Raw genomic sequence first — 17683 nt, 5'->3', positions numbered from 1 at the left:
GCCCTGAGACATTCGACAAGCTTTTTATGGCCTAAGTAAGGGCGAGTGTCGCGCTTCGAGTGCCAGCAAATATTTCACTTCGCTCAAAGCGGATCGTGCAGCGCGCAGGTCAGCTTTGTGCCAAGAACGGACGTTACTAAGATCACATTATGTTGGTTTCTTGCGTAGCACAGCAAATTTTTAAATAAATGAAAAAGTAATTTTGAAGTAAAATTAAGAAAACTGCATGATATGCTTGCTAAAATTTGACTAGTATAGTTAAGTTCAAAATCGGTTAAAGTTTAAGATGATAGTAAATGAGGAAAACTGATGAATCTCGGTATTGTTATTGGTGTTGAAAAATATAAAATTGATCTTTACGATGATCTTAAAGCCTGCAAAAATGATGCTAAAATATTCAAGGATGTTTTAGAAAACGTTAAGGAATTTGACGAAATACTCTATTTAAACAATAATGAGCCGGGTGCGTTAATAAAAAGGAATATTGCTGACTTCATAGGAAAGCACAAAGATAAGGACGTTTCAGAGTTTATATTTTACTTTAGTGGACATGGCGAAAGATTTGAAGATGATTTTTTCTACTTGCCTTCGGATTTTGACAGTAAAAAAAGAGAAACGACAGGTTTACGAAATTCAGAACTAGATGAGTGGATGAAGTCCATATCTCCAAAGTTATGCGTAAAGATAGTTGACGCTTGTTTTAGCGGGACTCAATATATAAAAAGCGAGTCTAACGCAGAGCAAAACTTAAGAAAGTCAGCAAAAAAATATGGCCTGAACGATATTTATTTCTGGTTTTCTTCCAGAGATGATGAAGTATCATACGCGGGAACAGAAATCAGCCGCTTTACAGAAAGCATTCTAACTTCTTTGCTTGATAAAGAAGGAGATGTGCGCTATAGAGAAATAATGGATGCGGTTGCTGATGATTTTGCTAACTCTGGCAGTTCCTCACCTATTTTTGTTACTCAATCGAGTAACCTAGAAAAATTTGGTTCGGTTTCAAATGATACGCATCAATTGATTTATAAAGCCTTCGGCATCACTTCAGATGATGAGATAAAAGGCAATGACGGTGGTAAGAGTTTGCTACCATTAGAAGAAAATATCCAGCCAATCCTTAATGTTTACGATCTGGTATCAAAAAAATCTAAAGAAATTTGTTTCAATGAGGAAACGTTATCTTGCTTTATCAAAGATTTCAACTCAAGTTTATCGTCTTGGAATGAAGATTTAAAAAAACTATATACAATTACAGTTGATGATTCGGTTTCAAGTTACAGCATTCCAAATAAAACAAAACTGGGGGAATGGCTTGAGAAAAACAAAGAAAAAAACTATTTCGCAACTGTGACTTATGATACAGAAAAATATGAGATAGAAGAATATAAAGCTTTACCTAAAAAACCAAAGCCAGGTTATTCGTCCATGTTGGAACGATTTGGAATGTTAGGTGGGCTTGATGATGAGTTTGAATATAAATTAGAAAAAGTAACTAAAGAAAAAAGATTTGCAAATGGTTTCCAATACAGTCACCCCTTGGGAAATAGGATTCTGAGAATATCTTTTGAACCTTTATTTGAAATAGTTGATCCCATATGTATTTATGTGGTCCCATTCTATTCAAATAAGGATGTTATGATAAGCTTTTCTTATGAGTTCCTAAAAAGACAGAGCTGGGGAGAGTATTTCAGTCCATTATGCAATAAATGGAGAAATATCAAGGTCAATATTAATACAAAAGATGCAGCTAACACTGCAGCCCAACACATTCAAAAAGAAGTGGAAGGATGGTTACAAGATAATATCAGCAAGGTTATTGAGTAATACTCTTATTAAATAACCTTCTTTGGAGGTCCGCTCTTCGCTCATAGCGGACCTTACTAACTTCATTTTAAGCTCATGCGCGGGGAGCAGGTCAGAGGGACTTCAATTACACCTTAAATTAGTAATACCTTGTGTGGTAAGGCCTCAGTTGGTGATCGACTATTGTTCAGAGTACTCAGACCCTTGGAGCCGTGTTTCCCCCTCAAAAATGATCCACATTTTACCCAAAACGCTAGGATTTGATGGGATTTATACAGTCTCGTACTACGGTATCTATTCCCGAAGATCTAGGCGGCTCGAGGCCTGAAGAGGTTCCCCTTATTCCATTCTGGAACTAATCATTCCTTTTCGTCATTTCAGATCAATTATTGCCTGCACGTATAGTCGGGATATTCATTCTGGTTATCAATTAAGGCTTTTGTGGACTATCTACCAATATTTGCCGACCTCAAACAACGCCCGGTACTGGTGGTGGGAGGGGGCGAAGTCGCTGCTCGCAAAATCGATCTTCTCCTGCGTGCGGGCGCGCAAGTCCGGATAGTCGCGCAGGCACTTTCCTCTGAGCTGGAACAACGCAGACAGGTCGCGGAAGTCAGCTGGCTGGCGCAGGCTTTTCTGCCGGAACAGCTTGATGATGTGTTTCTGGTGATTGCAGCCACCGACGATGCGGCGCTGAACGCGGAAGTGTTTGAGCAGGCCAATCAGCGCCACGTGCTGGCGAATGTGGTCGACGACCAGCCGAAGTGCTCCTTTATTTTCCCCTCGATTGTCGATCGCTCGCCGATTGTTGTCGCGATTTCCTCCAGCGGTAAAGCACCGGTGCTCGCCAGAATGCTGCGAGAGAAGCTGGAAACCTTACTGCCCACCAGCCTGGGGCAAATGGCCGATATTGCCGGTCGCTGGCGTGAGAATGTGAAAACGCAGTTTACTTCGATGCGTGCCCGCCGGCGTTTCTGGGAACAGGCGTTTGCCGGACGTTTTGCCAGCCTCGCTTCTGCGGGAAAGCTCGCAGAAGCGGAGCAGGCGCTGCAACAGCAGCTGGAAAACGCGGAAGACATCTCGCAGAGCGGAAATGTCACGCTGGTCGGCGCAGGGCCGGGTGATGCAGGATTACTCACCCTTCGCGGGTTGCAGGTGATGCAGCAGGCCGACGTGGTGCTTTACGACCATCTGGTCAGCGAAGAAGTGCTGGATTTAGTCCGTCGTGATGCTGACAAAATTTGTGTCGGTAAACGTGCGGGCAGCCATTCTGTCGCGCAGGAAGAAACCAATCGTCTGCTGGTCGAACTGGCGCAGCAGGGGAAAAAAGTCGTACGCCTTAAAGGCGGTGACCCGTTTATTTTCGGGCGCGGCGGCGAAGAATTACAGGCGGTGCAGGCGGCGGGGATTCCATTCCAGGTGGTACCCGGCGTGACAGCCGCCGCAGGCGCCACGGCCTATGCCGGGATCCCGCTGACCCATCGTGATCATGCGCAGAGCGTGGTTTTCGTGACCGGGCATTGCCGCCCGGAAGACGACGGCGTGCAGTGGGAAACCCTCGCCAAAGACAAACAGACCGTGGCGATTTACATGGGCACGCTCAAAGCGGCTGAAATCAGCCAGCAACTGATTGCTCATGGACGCGCAGCGACTACACCCGTCGCGGTGATCGGACGGGGAACGCGTGCGGATCAGCAGGTGCTGACCGGCACGCTCGATAATCTTGAACATCTGGCTCAACAGGCGCCGACACCGGCGTTGCTGGTGATTGGTGAAGTGGTCGCACTTCATCAGCAACTGGCGTGGTTTGGGCATCATCCTGAGACTGACGGCACTCAACGCCCGTCGGTTGTGAATTTGGCTTAAAGGATCTGTTATGGACGAAAAACGACTGACTCATTTGCGGCAACTGGAAGCGGAGAGTATCCATATCATCCGTGAAGTGGCTGCTGAATTCGCCAACCCGGTGATGATGTATTCCATCGGGAAAGATTCCTCGGTCATGCTGCATCTGGCACGCAAAGCCTTCTTCCCCGGCACGCTGCCGTTCCCATTATTGCATGTGGATACCGGCTGGAAATTCCGCGAAATGTACGATTTCCGTGACCGCACGGCAAAGAATTACGGCTTTGAACTGATTGTGCATAAAAATCCGGAAGGCGTGGCAATGGGCATCAATCCGTTTGTCCACGGCAGCGCCAAACATACTGACATCATGAAAACCGAAGGGTTGAAACAGGCACTGAGTAAACACGGCTTTGATGCGGCTTTCGGCGGCGCGCGCCGTGACGAAGAGAAATCCCGTGCCAAAGAGCGTATCTACTCCTTCCGTGACCGTTTCCACCGCTGGGATCCTAAAAACCAGCGCCCTGAGCTGTGGCACAACTACAACGGCCAGATTAACAAAGGCGAAAGCATTCGCGTTTTCCCGCTCTCCAACTGGACTGAGCTGGATATCTGGCAGTACATCTATCTGGAAAACATCGAGATTGTTCCCCTGTATCTGGCCGCGCCGCGTCCGGTACTGGAGCGCGACGGTATGCTGCTGATGGTGGATGACGACCGTATTGATCTGCAACCGGGCGAAGTGATTGAGAAGAAGATGGTGCGTTTCCGTACGCTGGGCTGCTGGCCGCTGACCGGTGCCGTTGAATCTGAAGCGCAAACGCTGCCGGAGATAATCGAAGAGATGTTGGTATCAACGACCAGTGAACGACAAGGACGCGCCATTGACCGCGATCAGGCCGGTTCGATGGAAATGAAAAAGCGTCAAGGGTACTTCTGAGGAGCCGCAGCTAATGAATAACGCAATTGCACAACAAATCGCGGAGCAGGGCGGTGTCGAAGCTTACCTGCACGCTCAGCAACACAAAAGCCTGCTGCGCTTCCTGACCTGCGGCAGCGTCGATGATGGCAAAAGTACGCTGATCGGGCGACTGCTGCACGACACCCGTCAGATTTACGAAGATCAGCTGTCGTCGCTGCATAACGACAGTAAGCGTCACGGGACGCAGGGCGAGAAAATCGATCTGGCATTGCTGGTGGACGGCTTACAGGCTGAACGCGAGCAGGGCATCACTATCGATGTCGCGTACCGTTACTTCTCCACCGAGAAACGTAAGTTCATCATCGCTGATACGCCGGGGCATGAGCAGTATACGCGTAACATGGCTACAGGTGCCTCGACCTGCGATCTGGCTATCCTGCTGATCGACGCCCGTAAAGGCGTGCTGGATCAAACCCGTCGCCACAGCTTCATCGCCACGTTGCTCGGGATCCGCCATCTGGTTGTGGCCGTGAATAAAATGGATCTGGTGGAGTACAGCGAGAGCGTATTCGAACAATTTAAACAAGATTATCTGGATTTCGCTCAGCAGTTACCGACCGATCTGGATATCAAGTTTGTGCCACTTTCCGCACTGGAAGGCGACAACGTTGCCACGCCAAGCGACAAAATGAGCTGGTACACCGGCCCGACGCTGCTCGATGTGCTGGAAACCGTCAACATCATCAATATCCGCGAACAGCAACCGATGCGTTTCCCGGTGCAGTATGTAAACCGTCCTAACCTCGATTTCCGCGGGTATGCCGGTACGCTGGCATCCGGTTCCATTCGCGTCGGGCAGAAAGTGAAAGTGCTGCCCTCCGGTGTGGAATCAACCGTGGCGCGTATCGTCACTTTCGACGGTGATTTGCAGGAAGCCTGGGCGGGCGAAGCCATTACGCTGGTGCTGGCCGATGAGCGGGATATCAGCCGTGGCGATATGCTGGTGGATGCGAATGAAACCGTGAAGTCAGTACAGAATGCCAAAGTTGACGTGGTCTGGATGGCGGAGCAGCCGCTGAGCGTCGGCCAGAGTTACGACATCAAAGTGGGCGGTAAGAAAGCCCGCGCACGTGTAGAAAATATCGACTATCAGGTCGAGATCAATTCTCTGACACAGCGCGTTGTGGAAACACTGCCGCTCAACGGTATTGGTCTGGTGGAACTGGCCTTTGATGAACCGCTGGTGCTGGATAATTATCAGAGCAATGCGGTCACCGGAGGCATCATTTTCATCGACCGCCTGACCAATGTGACTGTCGGTGCCGGTCTGGTACGTGAAGCGCTTGAACAGGTTTATCAGGAGTCCGATAAATACAGCGCATTTGAGCTGGAGCTGAACAGCCTGGTTCGCCGCCACTTCCCGCACTGGGGCGCCCGCGACCTGCTGGGTGGCAAATAAGATGGCGTCACCGGATAGCCTTTCACTGAAAGATGACAATGTTGTCTGGCATCCGCACGCCGTTACGCGTGCGGATCGTGAAAAACAGCACGGTCATCGCGGGGCGGTCTTGTGGTTTACCGGGCTTTCAGGTTCGGGGAAATCCACGGTGGCCGGGGCGCTGGAGCAGGCGCTCCATGCCCTTGGCGTCAGCACCTATTTGCTCGATGGTGACAATGTGCGCCACGGGCTTTGCCGCGATCTGGGTTTTACCGATGACGATCGCCGTGAAAACATCCGCCGTGTGGGTGAAGTCGCCAAACTGATGGTGGATGCCGGGCAGGTGGTGCTTACCGCCTTTATCTCGCCGCATCGTGCCGAGCGTGACATGGTGCGCGAGTTGCTGGAAGACGGGCAGTTTATCGAAGTGTTTGTTGATACGCCGCTGGCCGTCTGCGAAGCGCGTGATCCGAAAGGGTTGTATAAAAAAGCGCGTGCCGGTGAGTTGAAAAACTTCACCGGTATCGATTCAGAATATCAGCCGCCAGAAGCGCCGGATGTGCATCTTGAAGGTGAACAATTGGTAACACATTTGGTTCCCCAATTATTAGATGTGATGCGCCGTCGCGGTATTATCAATCCCTGAATGTTGCCGGCCAAACGCCAGAGAGCGTGCCGGTTTACACTGAACACAGGGATCATCTATGCAGGCTTTATTCAGCAGACTGGTCAGCCGGATCTGGGTTGATCGTATCAGGGGAGACAACGCCCCGGTACCCCGGTTAGCGCAGACCTCAGACGGCGCAGAAAACGAAGATCCCTCTTACTCCATGCAGGGTGGATTTATCGGTTTCGTTTGTTACTGGCTGGCGCTGGCGATCCCTTTTTGGGTATATGGCTCCAACACTCTGTTTTTCCTCCTCTATACCTGGCCTTTCTTTCTGGCACTGATGCCGGTGTCGGTACTTATCGGTATCGCTTTCAGTATGCTTTTTCGCGGCGGATGGCTCATTACACCCGCAGCCACCGGTATTTGCGTGATTGGAATGTTCTGGACCGTTTTCTCATTTTTATCCGGCTGGTAACAGCAATGACCGCCTAGTGACAGCAATAAAGAGTACAAACCGGGTCCTGTGAGGATCCTTTTTTGCGGCGTTTTACTGGCGATTTTCCCGGCAATTCTTTTCCACGATGTAAGCCATTGTGTCATTCTCACCCATAATTGCGTGTGTAAGTCTGATTCTCACCGGCATTTATCCCGCCATAGTGGAGTCAGAAGGAAAGTTGTGGGATGATTGCCCGGCTTTTTTAGGGGGCGGGGATGGGCAAACTCACACTGCTGTTACTGATTTTACTTGGCTGGTTACAGTATTCGCTGTGGCTGGGCAAGAATGGTATTCATGATTACGTTCGTGTAAACGATGACGTTGAAGTGCAACAAGCCAACAACGGCAAACTGAAATCACGTAACGATCAACTTTTCGCAGAAATCGACGATTTAAACGGCGGTCAGGAAGCGATTGAAGAACGCGCACGCAACGAACTGGGCATGTTAAAACCCGGCGAGACTTTCTATCGTCTGGTGCCAGACAATAAACGTGCTCCGGGCAGCAATGTTTCGCAAAATAATTCGAATCCATAGCCATGAGCCACACCGCAGTTTCCCTTCCGAAGGTCATTGCCGTTTTACCTGCTGCCGGGATCGGCAGCCGTATGCAGGCAGAATGCCCTAAGCAATACCTTTCTATCGGCGGTAAAACGCTGATAGAACATTCGATCCGCGCTTTATTGCACAACGACCAGGTCGCTAAGGTGATCGTGGCGCTTAGCCCGCATGACACTCAGTTTGCGCAGTTGCCTGTTGCCTGCGACCCCCGGATTCAGGTGGTGACCGGCGGCGGCGAGCGTGCAGAATCTGTGATGGCAGGTCTTGATGCGGCGGGTTCCCACGGCTGGGTTTTAGTGCATGATGCTGCCCGCCCGTGTTTGCACCCGGATGATCTGAAAAATCTGCTGGCGATCTCAGCAACCAGTAAAACCGGCGGGATCCTCGCCGCACCGGTGCGCGATACCATGAAACGCGGTGAAACCGGCAGGCAGGCCATTGCCCATACTGTTGACCGGCAAGATCTCTGGCATGCGCTGACGCCACAATTTTTCCCTCTCGAATTACTGAAAATCTGCCTGCGCCGTGCGCTGAATGAAGGTGCCGTGGTCACAGATGAAGCTTCTGCAATGGAATATTGTGGTTATCATCCTGTGTTGATCCCGGCGCGGGCCGATAATATTAAAGTCACCAGGCCGGAAGATCTGGCGCTGGCTGAATTCTTTTTAACCCGCATATCCCACGAGGAGAACGCATAATGCGTATCGGTCACGGTTTTGATGTTCATAAGTTTGGCGGCGAAGGCCCGCTGGTGATCGGCGGTGTGCGTATTCCTTATCCGCAAGGTTTGCTGGCACATTCCGACGGCGATGTTGCATTGCATGCCGCCACTGATGCCCTGCTCGGCGCCGCTGCGCTGGGGGATATCGGTAAATTGTTCCCGGACACCGACCCGGCTTATAAAGGCGCGGACAGCCGCGAGCTGCTGCGCGAGGCTTACCGCCGCATCCGTGCAAAAGGTTACAAGCTGGGCAATCTGGATATCACCCTCATTGCTCAGGCACCTAAAATGGCACCGCATATCCCGCAGATGCGTGTATTTCTTGCCGAAGATTTACAGTGCCACATGGATGATGTGAACGTGAAAGCGACCACCACCGAACAGCTGGGCTTTACCGGCCGTGGCGAAGGTATCGCCTGCGAAGCCGTTGCCCTGCTGATTAAGGAATGATGTTGTGGAAGATTACCGCATGATAGATATGTCCCGTCTCACCTGGTTACTGGGCGAGCCCGTCGCCACCGGCCAGATGAAAGCCAATCCGGAAGACTTTATTGTCGAAGAAGATCTGGGCTTTGAGCCGGACGACGAGGGTGAACATCTGTTAGTGCGGATCCGCAAAAACGGCTGTAATACACAGTTTGTTGCCGAACAGCTGGCGCGTTTTGCCAAAGTGCATCCGCGTGATGTCAGCTATGCCGGTTTGAAAGATCGTCATGCAGTCACTGAACAGTGGTTTTGCCTGCATTTGCCGGGCAAAGCCGATCCTGATTTAAGTCAGTTCAATCTAGAAGGTTGCGAAGTGATCCGCGCCTCACGCCATCGTAAAAAGATGCGAATTGGTACACTGAAAGGCAACGCGTTTACGCTGGTGCTTCGTCAGATAAGTGATATCGCCGATGTTGAAGCGCGTCTGGAAAAAATTACCCAATGCGGCGTGCCGAACTATTTCGGTACTCAGCGCTTTGGTCGCGGCGGCAATAATCTGGTGCAGGCGAAACGCTGGGCGACTAACGAAGCCCGGCCAAAAGAACGTGCCAAACGCAGTTTCTATCTTTCAGCCAGCCGCAGTGCCTTGTTCAACATTATTGCCAGTCAGCGACTGGCTGATAACACCGTTCGTCAGGCAATGCCTGGCGATGCGTTACAACTTAGCGGTCGCGGCAGCTGGTTTGTCGCGAAGGCCGACGAGTTCGACTCCATTCAACCGCGCGTGGAAAACGCAGAGCTGCTGGTGACGGCGCCTTTGCCCGGAGATGGCCCGCTGGGTACGCTGGAAGACGCTGAAAAATTTGAGCTGGCTTGCCTGAGTGAACAGGCTGATTTACTGTCGTTACTTAAACGCGAAAGAGTCGAGCCTGCACGTCGCGCCATCATGCTGTTCCCTTTGCATCTGAACTGGCAGCGCTGGGATGACGTCACTCTGGAACTCAAATTCTGGCTACCGGCCGGCAGTTACGCCACGAGCGTCGTGCGCGAGCTGATGAATCTGGATGAAAGCAATGCGGATATTACTGAGTAACGACGACGGTATTCTGGCTCCCGGCATTCAGGCGCTGGCGTCCGCGCTGCGTGAGTTTGCTGATGTGAAGCTGGTGGCCCCTGACCGTAACCGCAGCGGCGCATCCAATGCGCTGACGCTGGACGGCCCGTTACGCATTCAGTCCTATCCCAACGGCGATACCGCCGTGATTAACGGCACGCCCACCGATTGCGTGTATCTCGGTGTGAACACCCTGATGCGTCCGCGTCCGGACATCGTGGTATCGGGTATTAATGCCGGGCCAAATCTTGGCGATGACGTGATCTACTCCGGTACGGTGGCGGCGGCCATGGAAGGGCGCCATCTGGGCTTTCCTGCGCTGGCGGTATCACTCGACGGACATCAGCATTATGACACCGCCGCTATCATCACCTGTCGCATTCTCAGGGCGCTGGCCCGCGAGCCATTACGTACTGGCAAAATTCTGAATATTAACGTGCCTGATCTGCCTTTATCCGAGATCAAAGGCATCCGCGTGACCCGATGTGGTAGCCGACATCCGGCCGAAAAGGTATTTTGTCAGCAGGATCCCCGCGGGCAGGATATGTACTGGATTGGTCCGCCGGGCGATAAGTTTGATGTCGCCGCTGACACAGATTTTGCTGCTGTTGCACAAGGTTACGTTTCAGTCACGCCTCTTCAGGTAGATTTAACCGCCTATGCGGCTCAGGATGTCGTAGTCTCATGGTTGGAAAGAGCCGGGGTGAGCGCGAATGGTGAATAAGCCAATGTATAACCTGCTGGAACAGTTGCGGCAGCAGGGCATTCATGATGAGAAACTGCTGCATGCCATTGAGGCGGTGCCGCGTGAGCGCTTTGTGGATGAGGCGTTCCAGCATAAAGCCTATGAAAATACAGCGCTGCCGATTGGCTCCGGCCAGACCATCTCCCAGCCTTATACCGTGGCGAGAATGACTGAACTGCTGCGCCTTGAGCCTTCTTCGAGGGTGCTTGAGATAGGCACCGGCTCCGGTTATCAGACCGCGATTCTGGCCCATCTGGTAGAGCATGTCTTTTCGGTTGAACGGATTAAAGGGTTGCAGTGGCAGGCCAAAAGACGCCTCAAGCAACTTGATTTGCATAATGTCTCAACGCGTCACGGAGATGGCTGGCTGGGCTGGCCTTCGCGTGGGCCGTTCGACGCCATCATTGTCACCGCTGCTCCTCCTGAAATTCCCCAAGACCTGCTGAAACAACTCGATGACGGCGGGGTGATGATTCTGCCTGTCGGCGAAGAGAATCAGATCCTGCAACGTATCACCCGCCGCGGTGATGAGTTCACTGCCGAGACGATTGAAGCTGTTCGCTTTGTCCCGCTGGTGAAAGGCGAACTGGCCTGATTCAGACATCCGGCAGGACTAACCCCTTAAAATTTAAATACAACTGTTATATGGTGCTGTACTGGCTATGTTGATAGCATCCACTACAGTTTTTTATGGCACGGCGCATTCAGGAATTAACCTGAGTGGGCGTGTTGCCTGCCCGCACGGTATGACATGATACGAGAAGCGCCATCTGGCGCGGTGTGCGAGGTTAAAGCGTTATTCTGAGATTGCCGTAACGGGGGAAATATGAGCACGGGAAGCCCAATAAAAACACTAAGCCGCATTGCGGTCTGTACGTTTATCAGTGCCTGGATGGCGGGATGTTCGAACAATTCAACCACATCCGCACCCATCAGTAGTGTCAATGGCGGCGGCGGTGGTAGTCAGAATACTCCGAATTCAGCGACGCCAAATGCTCCTGCGGTCGCCCCCGGTGGACGCATTGTGTACAACCGTAGCTACAACGCTATCCCTAAAGGCAGCTACAGTGGCAGCACGTATCAGGTGAAGCGTGGCGACACCCTTTTTTACATCGCCTGGATCACCGGCAACGACTTCCGGGACCTTGCTGCGCGTAACAATATCGCCGCGCCATACAGCCTGGAAGTTGGCCAAAATATCCAGATAAATAACGTCTCTTCTGCTGCCAGCACGGGGGGAACTTTAGCCGCTACAGACGCAACTTCTGGCGGTGTTCCTAAAGTGCCGACAGGCGGAATGCTCACAGGTTCTGTGGTTGCATCTCAACCAACTACCACGTATTCTGAATCTTCTGGTAAACAGAATGTAGGTAAGATGTTGCCTTCATCAGGTGCAGTTACCACAACCACACCTGTTGCCGTAGCCAGCACTCCCGTCGCCACTCCAGCAAATAATGGCGGTCCGGTTTCCACATGGAAATGGCCGACCGACGGGAAAATTATCGATAATTTCTCTGCTTCTGAAGGGGGAAATAAGGGGATCGATATTGCAGGTTCGCGCGGACAGTCTGTCGTCGCCACCGCCTCGGGGCGTGTAGTGTACGCAGGCAATGCTCTTCGCGGTTACGGTAATCTAATCATCATCAAACACAATGATGATTACCTGAGCGCCTATGCACATAACGATACAATGCTGGTCCGGGAACAACAAGAAGTGCAGGCGGGACAAAAAATAGCGACTATGGGTAGCACCGGAACCAGTTCAGTAAGATTGCATTTTGAAATTCGTTACAAGGGGAAATCCGTAAACCCGCTGCGTTATCTTCCGCAGCGATAACTCGGGCAGAGTCTTAAATTCTGCCCTCGGGACCACGGGTAGGAGCAGCTTATGAGTCAGAATACGCTGAAAGTTAACGAGTTACATGATGATGTAGATTTCGATGAGAACAGCGCTGAAGCCTTTGACGAGAAAGCCACAGTCGAAGAGACTGCCGATAACGACGCTGAAGAAGAGTTGTTGTCGCAGACTGTAAGCCAACGAGTGCTGGACGCAACTCAACTGTACCTTGGTGAGATCGGTTATTCCCCTCTGCTTACGGCAGAAGAGGAAGTTTATTTTGCAAGACGTGCGCTGCGTGGAGATGTTCCTTCGCGTCGCCGTATGATTGAAAGTAACCTGCGTTTGGTGGTTAAAATTGCCCGCCGCTACAGCAATCGCGGTCTGGCACTGCTGGATTTGATCGAGGAAGGTAACCTGGGTCTGATCCGTGCGGTTGAAAAATTTGACCCTGAGCGTGGATTCCGTTTTTCTACCTATGCGACATGGTGGATACGTCAGACCATTGAACGGGCGATCATGAATCAAACCCGTACCATTCGTTTGCCGATTCACATCGTGAAGGAACTGAACGTTTACCTGCGTACTGCACGTGAACTTGCGCATAAACTTGACCATGAGCCGAGCGCTGAAGAGATTGCAGAGCAACTCGACAAGCCGGTACATGACGTCAGCCGTATGTTGCGCCTGAATGAGCGTATTACCTCTGTTGATACCCCGTTGGGTGGTGACTCGGAGAAAGCGCTGTTAGACATTCTGGCGGATGAGAAAGACAACGGCCCGGAAGACACCACGCAAGACGACGATATGAAACAGAGTATCGTGAAGTGGTTATTCGAGTTGAATGCAAAACAGCGTGAAGTGCTGGCGCGTCGTTTCGGCCTGTTAGGTTATGAAGCTGCGACGCTGGAAGATGTAGGTCGCGAAATTGGCCTGACACGTGAACGTGTTCGTCAGATTCAGGTAGAAGGTTTGCGTCGCCTGCGTGAGATTTTGCAGGGACAGGGGCTGAGCATCGAAGCTTTGTTCCGTGAGTAATTCGTTCGGCGAATCATTTACTTTTTAGGCAATACAGCATCAGATTTTGCATCAAAAAAACGGCGGGTTAATCTCCGCCGTTTTTTATTTCTGTCATTTCATTGGCGTTCTGCCGGTTCTACACCAACTCTTTCAAACGATAAATCCATTCCAGCGCCTGCCGTGGTGATAACGAATCCACATCAAGGGCTTCCAGCGCTTCAACTGCCGGTGAGACTTCCTCCGTCAGCAGCGTCAGTTGCGGGCCATCCACTTTGCTGGCGGCGGCGTTATTAGATAACGTTTCCAGCTCTTTCAGTTTTTGGCGTGCACGCTTAATCACATCGCGCGGGACACCGGCCAGTGCGGCTACGGCCAGGCCATAGCTTTTACTTGCCGCACCGTCCTGCACGCTGTGCATAAAGGCAATGGTATCGCCATGTTCGATGGCATCCAGATGAACATTCACCGTGCCTTCCATTTTTTCCGGCAGCGTGGTCAGCTCGAAGTAATGGGTGGCGAACAGCGTCATGGCTTTTATGCGACTGGCCAGATTCTCGGCACATGCCCAGGCCAATGACAGGCCGTCGTAAGTAGAGGTACCGCGCCCGATTTCATCCATCAGCACAAGACTGTTTTCAGTGGCGTTATGCAGGATATTAGCCGTTTCGGTCATTTCCACCATGAAGGTTGAACGGCCTGACGCCAGATCGTCCGCAGCCCCCACGCGGGTGAAGATGCGATCGACAGGGCCAATCGTTGCCGACTCGGCGGGGACGTAGCTGCCAATATGTGCCATCAGAACGATCAGCGCCGCCTGACGCATGTAGGTACTTTTACCGCCCATGTTGGGGCCGGTGATGATCAGCATACGTCGCGCCGGAGACATGTTCAGCGGGTTGGAGATAAAGGGTTCACTGAGCACCTGTTCAACGACAGGGTGACGTCCGCCGGTGATGTTGATCCCCGGTTTCTCGCTCATGGTCGGACAGGCGTAATTCAGCGTATAGGCACGTTCCGCCAGATTGCTCAGTACGTCCAGCTCAGCCAGCGCACCGGCACTTTGCTGTAAAGCAAACAGATGCGGCATCAGCAGATCAAAAAGCTCTTCGTACAGCGCTTTTTCCAGCGACAGTGCTTTGCCTTTAGACGTGAGAACTTTATCTTCGTACTCTTTCAGTTCAGGAATGATGTAGCGTTCGGCATTTTTTAACGTCTGGCGGCGGACATAGTGGATCGGCACAAGATGGCTCTGACCCCGGCTTACCTGAATGTAATAACCGTGAACGCCATTAAAACCGACCTTCAGCGTATCCAGCCCCAGTTTTTCGCGTTCGCGGATTTCGAGGCGATCGAGATAATCTGTTGCCCCGTCGGCCAGCGCACGCCATTCGTCCAGTTCAGCATTGTAGCCCGGTGCAATCACGCCACCATCACGAACCAGCACCGGAGGACTTTCGATCACTGCGCGTTCCAGCAGTTCCACCAGTTCAGTGAAGTCTCCGGTTTGCTCCACCAGCGTCTGAACATGCTGAGCGTGAGTTTCCTGCAAGATTGCCCGAATTTCCGGCAACTGCTGCAGAGCGTGTCGCATACGGGCCAGATCGCGCGGACGTGCGCTGCGCAGGGCGAGACGTGCCAGAATACGTTCCAGATCGCCGACCTGACGCAGAACGGGCTGTAAGTCCGCCGTGATATCCTGCAACGCACTGATGGTCTGCTGACGGTTTGTCAGCAGCCGGATGTCGCGGCTCGGCATGTGGATCCAGCGTTTGAGCATACGGCTGCCCATCGGCGTCACGGCCTGATCCAGCACCGCTGCGAGGGTGTTCTCCACCCCACCGGCCAGGTTTTGCGTCAGTTCAAGATTTCGGCGCGTGGCCGCATCCATAATGATGCCATCCTGCTGGCGCTCCATGGTCACACCGCGAATGTGGGGCAGGGCGGTGCGCTGGGTATCTTTTACATACTGCAGCAGACAACCGGCAGCGCGCAGAGCCTGAGACGCCTGCTCGACGCCAAAACCGCTCAAATCGCGGGTACCGAATTGCAGATTCAGCTGCTGCTTAGCCGTTTCCAGCTCAAACTCCCACATAGGACGACGGCGCAGGCCGCGGCGGGAAGAAATAAGCGACATGGCTTCAAAGCTTTCCGGATAGAGCAATTCTGCCGGATTGGTGCGTTGTAACTCAGCAGCCATTGTTTCCAGATCGTCCGGCTGGGCGACGCGAAAACGCCCGGAGCTGATGTCCAGCGTTGCATAGCCGAAACCGCGCCCGTCCTGCCAGATGGCCGCCAGCAGGTTATCGTGGCGCTCGCTGAGTAATGCTTCATCACTGACCGTACCCGGTGTGACGATGCGCACTACTTTTCGGTCAACCGGCCCTTTGCTTAGTGCCGGATCGCCAATTTGTTCTGCGATAGCGACGGATTCACCCAGCTGCACCAGTTTCGCCAGATAGCCTTCTACCGCGTGATAAGGCACACCCGCCATAGGGATCGGCTCACCGGCAGAGGATCCGCGTTTGGTCAGCGAAATATCCATCAGCTGTGACGCACGTTTTGCATCGTCATAAAACAGTTCGTAAAAGTCGCCCATACGGTAAAACAGCAAAACTTCCGGGTTCTCTGCTTTAAGACGCAGGTATTGCTGCATCATCGGGGTGTGGGCTTCCAGTCCGCTCATTGTGTTATGCTTTTTATTGATTTCATTCAATTTTTATTCATCCTGTTGGCTCGCAGCGCCTGATGCAACGACTTTACAACGGATCCTAACGTGAGTGGAGGTAAAAAACCACGTTGCTTACTGAAGATGCGTAACGTCACGCAATTTACGGTAAACGTGAATATCCGGCATCCATGTAAAGACGTTGATTTTCAGTTTTTTCGGCTCTGATAATGCTCTAACATGTCGTCACCTCTTTTATTGCATGGTTACGGACATCCGATGCGCCTCCTGGCAGTCATTCTTCCCCTGGTTTTTACACTTTCTGCATGTAGCAGTCATAAGCCTCCGGCTCAGCCTGACGGCCCGCGCAACCCTTTCTCTGACGGAAGAAATGCGAGTGCCAATACGGCACCCAGCGGCGGTTTTCTGTTGCAGGCTGAACATACCGGTGCCGTTCAGAACGGTGACTTTGCTTACGATCCGGCCATGAATCAGTTTGTTGATAAAATGGTCCGTGAACACGGATTCGACCGTCAGCAGTTGCATGACGTGCTGGCGCAAACCAAACGTCTGGGTTTTGTGCTGAGACTGATGGATCAGCAGGCGCCTTCCGGCGGGCCATCGACCGTACCGAACGGAGCATGGAACCGTTATCGGAGTAAATTCATTACACCGGATAACGTCCAGAATGGTGTGGTTTTCTGGAACCAATATCAGGATGCGCTGCAACGCGCTGAGCAGATTTACGGCGTTCCACCGGAAATCATTGTCGGTATTATCGGCGTTGAAACCCGCTGGGGCCGCGTGATGGGTAAAACACGCATTATTGATGCGCTGGCGACACTTTCCTTTGCGTATCCGCGCCGGGCTGAATACTTCTCCGGTGAGCTGGAAACCTTCCTGCTGATGTCGCGTCGTGAAGGTGACGATCCGCTGAGTCTGCGGGGTTCCTTCGCAGGCGCGATGGGGTATGGACAGTTTATGCCATCCTCCTACAGAGACTACGCCGTGGACTTTAACGGCGACGGACACGCGAATCTGTGGGATCCCGTCGACGCCATCGGCAGCGTGGCTAATTACTTTAAAGCACATGGCTGGACGAAAGGCGCACCGATTGCGGTTCCCGCAGCCGGTCAGGCACCCCTGTTAGAGAATGGTTTCAAAACCAAATATCCGCTGTTTACATTGAAAGCGGCCGGACTCAGCCCGTTAGGCTCGCTCGGCAACTATCAGGAAGCGAGTCTGCTACGCCTTGATATGGGCACCAATTACCAGTACTGGTACGGGTTGCCTAACTTCTACACCATCACCCGTTACAACCATAGCGTGCATTATGCGATGGCGGTGTGGCAGCTGGGCGTTGCGGTGAAAGCAGCGCGCTAATGCCCGTTTTTATCATCTGAAGGCCGCCCGGTGCGGCCTTAGTTTTTGCGTTTAATTCTGATTCTGAATACATCGCGCAAAAAGCAGCGTCAGAA

The 17683-nt window shown here is 52.1% G+C and carries 16 protein-coding genes; 15 read left to right on the top strand and 1 reads right to left on the bottom strand.

The annotated features are described in order from the left end of the window. Positions 1-309 precede the first annotated feature (309 nt). The 14 genes from ABSH60_RS06510 (at position 310) to rpoS (ending at position 13558) form a co-directional block, all read left to right on the top strand. Entirely contained in the window at positions 310-1827 is a 1518-nt protein-coding gene (locus ABSH60_RS06510; protein ID WP_390973224.1) for a caspase family protein, read from the top strand. 420 nt (positions 1828-2247) lie between these two features. Then, positions 2248-3672 carry a siroheme synthase CysG gene (gene cysG, locus ABSH60_RS06505; RefSeq protein ID WP_390973222.1) on the top strand — a complete coding sequence of 475 codons (1425 nt, stop codon included), beginning with the start codon at positions 2248-2250 and terminating at the stop codon, positions 3670-3672. Between the two features lie 10 nt (positions 3673-3682). Then, positions 3683-4591 carry a sulfate adenylyltransferase subunit CysD gene (cysD, locus tag ABSH60_RS06500; RefSeq protein ID WP_056772835.1) on the top strand — a complete coding sequence of 303 codons (909 nt, stop codon included), beginning with the start codon at positions 3683-3685 and terminating at the stop codon, positions 4589-4591. Between the two features lie 13 nt (positions 4592-4604). Continuing rightward, positions 4605-6032 carry a sulfate adenylyltransferase subunit CysN gene (gene cysN / locus ABSH60_RS06495; protein ID WP_056772832.1) on the top strand — a complete coding sequence of 476 codons (1428 nt, stop codon included), beginning with the start codon at positions 4605-4607 and terminating at the stop codon, positions 6030-6032. Between the two features lies 1 nt (position 6033). Beyond that, positions 6034-6657, top strand: a complete 624-nt coding sequence (gene cysC, locus ABSH60_RS06490; protein WP_056772831.1) for an adenylyl-sulfate kinase — start codon at positions 6034-6036, stop codon at positions 6655-6657. 58 nt (positions 6658-6715) lie between these two features. Next, entirely contained in the window at positions 6716-7096 is a 381-nt protein-coding gene (locus ABSH60_RS06485) for a DUF3561 family protein (RefSeq protein WP_082465706.1), read from the top strand. Positions 7097-7332: 236 nt separating this feature from the next. Further along, complete coding sequence (ftsB, locus tag ABSH60_RS06480; protein WP_056772828.1) at positions 7333-7653, top strand: cell division protein FtsB; 321 nt, start codon at positions 7333-7335, stop codon at positions 7651-7653. A 2-nt stretch (positions 7654-7655) separates the two neighbouring features. Beyond that, entirely contained in the window at positions 7656-8375 is a 720-nt protein-coding gene (gene ispD, locus ABSH60_RS06475; protein ID WP_390973219.1) for a 2-C-methyl-D-erythritol 4-phosphate cytidylyltransferase, read from the top strand. Next, on the top strand, positions 8375-8848 hold the full coding sequence (gene ispF / locus ABSH60_RS06470; RefSeq protein ID WP_136377443.1) for a 2-C-methyl-D-erythritol 2,4-cyclodiphosphate synthase: 474 nt from the start codon (positions 8375-8377) through the stop codon (positions 8846-8848). The genes ispD and ispF overlap by 1 nt, the downstream gene beginning before the upstream one ends. A 22-nt stretch (positions 8849-8870) precedes the next feature. Then, complete coding sequence (gene truD / locus ABSH60_RS06465) at positions 8871-9917, top strand: tRNA pseudouridine(13) synthase TruD (protein ID WP_390975703.1); 1047 nt, start codon at positions 8871-8873, stop codon at positions 9915-9917. Further along, positions 9898-10662: a 5'/3'-nucleotidase SurE gene (gene surE / locus ABSH60_RS06460; protein ID WP_122096432.1), complete on the top strand. Its 765-nt coding sequence runs from the start codon at positions 9898-9900 to the stop codon at positions 10660-10662. The genes truD and surE overlap by 20 nt, the downstream gene beginning before the upstream one ends. Further along, entirely contained in the window at positions 10652-11278 is a 627-nt protein-coding gene (locus ABSH60_RS06455; protein ID WP_056772817.1) for a protein-L-isoaspartate(D-aspartate) O-methyltransferase, read from the top strand. Before surE ends, ABSH60_RS06455 begins: the two co-directional genes overlap by 11 nt. A gap of 231 nt (positions 11279-11509) precedes the next feature. Further along, the gene (gene nlpD, locus ABSH60_RS06450) at positions 11510-12520 is read left to right on the top strand and encodes a murein hydrolase activator NlpD (RefSeq protein WP_122096431.1); all 1011 of its coding nucleotides are present in this window, start codon (positions 11510-11512) and stop codon (positions 12518-12520) included. A gap of 51 nt (positions 12521-12571) precedes the next feature. Beyond that, complete coding sequence (rpoS, locus tag ABSH60_RS06445; protein ID WP_056772811.1) at positions 12572-13558, top strand: RNA polymerase sigma factor RpoS; 987 nt, start codon at positions 12572-12574, stop codon at positions 13556-13558. 118 nt (positions 13559-13676) lie between these two features. Here rpoS and mutS read toward each other — a convergent pair whose 3' ends face one another. Further along, a complete protein-coding gene (gene mutS, locus ABSH60_RS06440; protein ID WP_390973215.1) occupies positions 13677-16223 on the bottom strand; it encodes a DNA mismatch repair protein MutS in 2547 nt (848 codons plus the stop codon). A 261-nt stretch (positions 16224-16484) separates the two neighbouring features. On the opposite strand from mutS, the gene mltB reads away from it, so the two are divergent. Beyond that, the gene (gene mltB / locus ABSH60_RS06435; protein ID WP_056772808.1) at positions 16485-17588 is read left to right on the top strand and encodes a lytic murein transglycosylase B; all 1104 of its coding nucleotides are present in this window, start codon (positions 16485-16487) and stop codon (positions 17586-17588) included. Positions 17589-17683: the final 95 nt, after the last annotated feature.

This window comes from Rahnella sp. R3(2024) (assembly GCF_042920125.1).
Lineage (GTDB): Bacteria > Pseudomonadota > Gammaproteobacteria > Enterobacterales > Enterobacteriaceae > Rahnella > Rahnella rivi.
This window is presented reverse-complemented; position numbering and strand designations above follow the sequence as displayed.

Coding starts and splice junctions, on each gene's coding strand:
- ABSH60_RS06510 (WP_390973224.1), top strand. CDS start 310: ATGAATCTCGGTATTGTTATTGGTGTTGAAAAATATAAAATTGATCTT.
- cysD (WP_056772835.1), top strand. CDS start 3,683: ATGGACGAAAAACGACTGACTCATTTGCGGCAACTGGAAGCGGAGAGT.
- cysN (WP_056772832.1), top strand. CDS start 4,605: ATGAATAACGCAATTGCACAACAAATCGCGGAGCAGGGCGGTGTCGAA.
- cysC (WP_056772831.1), top strand. CDS start 6,034: ATGGCGTCACCGGATAGCCTTTCACTGAAAGATGACAATGTTGTCTGG.
- ABSH60_RS06485 (WP_082465706.1), top strand. CDS start 6,716: ATGCAGGCTTTATTCAGCAGACTGGTCAGCCGGATCTGGGTTGATCGT.
- ftsB (WP_056772828.1), top strand. CDS start 7,333: ATGGGCAAACTCACACTGCTGTTACTGATTTTACTTGGCTGGTTACAG.
- ispD (WP_390973219.1), top strand. CDS start 7,656: ATGAGCCACACCGCAGTTTCCCTTCCGAAGGTCATTGCCGTTTTACCT.
- ispF (WP_136377443.1), top strand. CDS start 8,375: ATGCGTATCGGTCACGGTTTTGATGTTCATAAGTTTGGCGGCGAAGGC.
- surE (WP_122096432.1), top strand. CDS start 9,898: ATGCGGATATTACTGAGTAACGACGACGGTATTCTGGCTCCCGGCATT.
- ABSH60_RS06455 (WP_056772817.1), top strand. CDS start 10,652: ATGGTGAATAAGCCAATGTATAACCTGCTGGAACAGTTGCGGCAGCAG.
- nlpD (WP_122096431.1), top strand. CDS start 11,510: ATGAGCACGGGAAGCCCAATAAAAACACTAAGCCGCATTGCGGTCTGT.
- rpoS (WP_056772811.1), top strand. CDS start 12,572: ATGAGTCAGAATACGCTGAAAGTTAACGAGTTACATGATGATGTAGAT.
- mutS (WP_390973215.1), bottom strand. CDS start 16,223: ATGAGCGGACTGGAAGCCCACACCCCGATGATGCAGCAATACCTGCGT.
- mltB (WP_056772808.1), top strand. CDS start 16,485: ATGCGCCTCCTGGCAGTCATTCTTCCCCTGGTTTTTACACTTTCTGCA.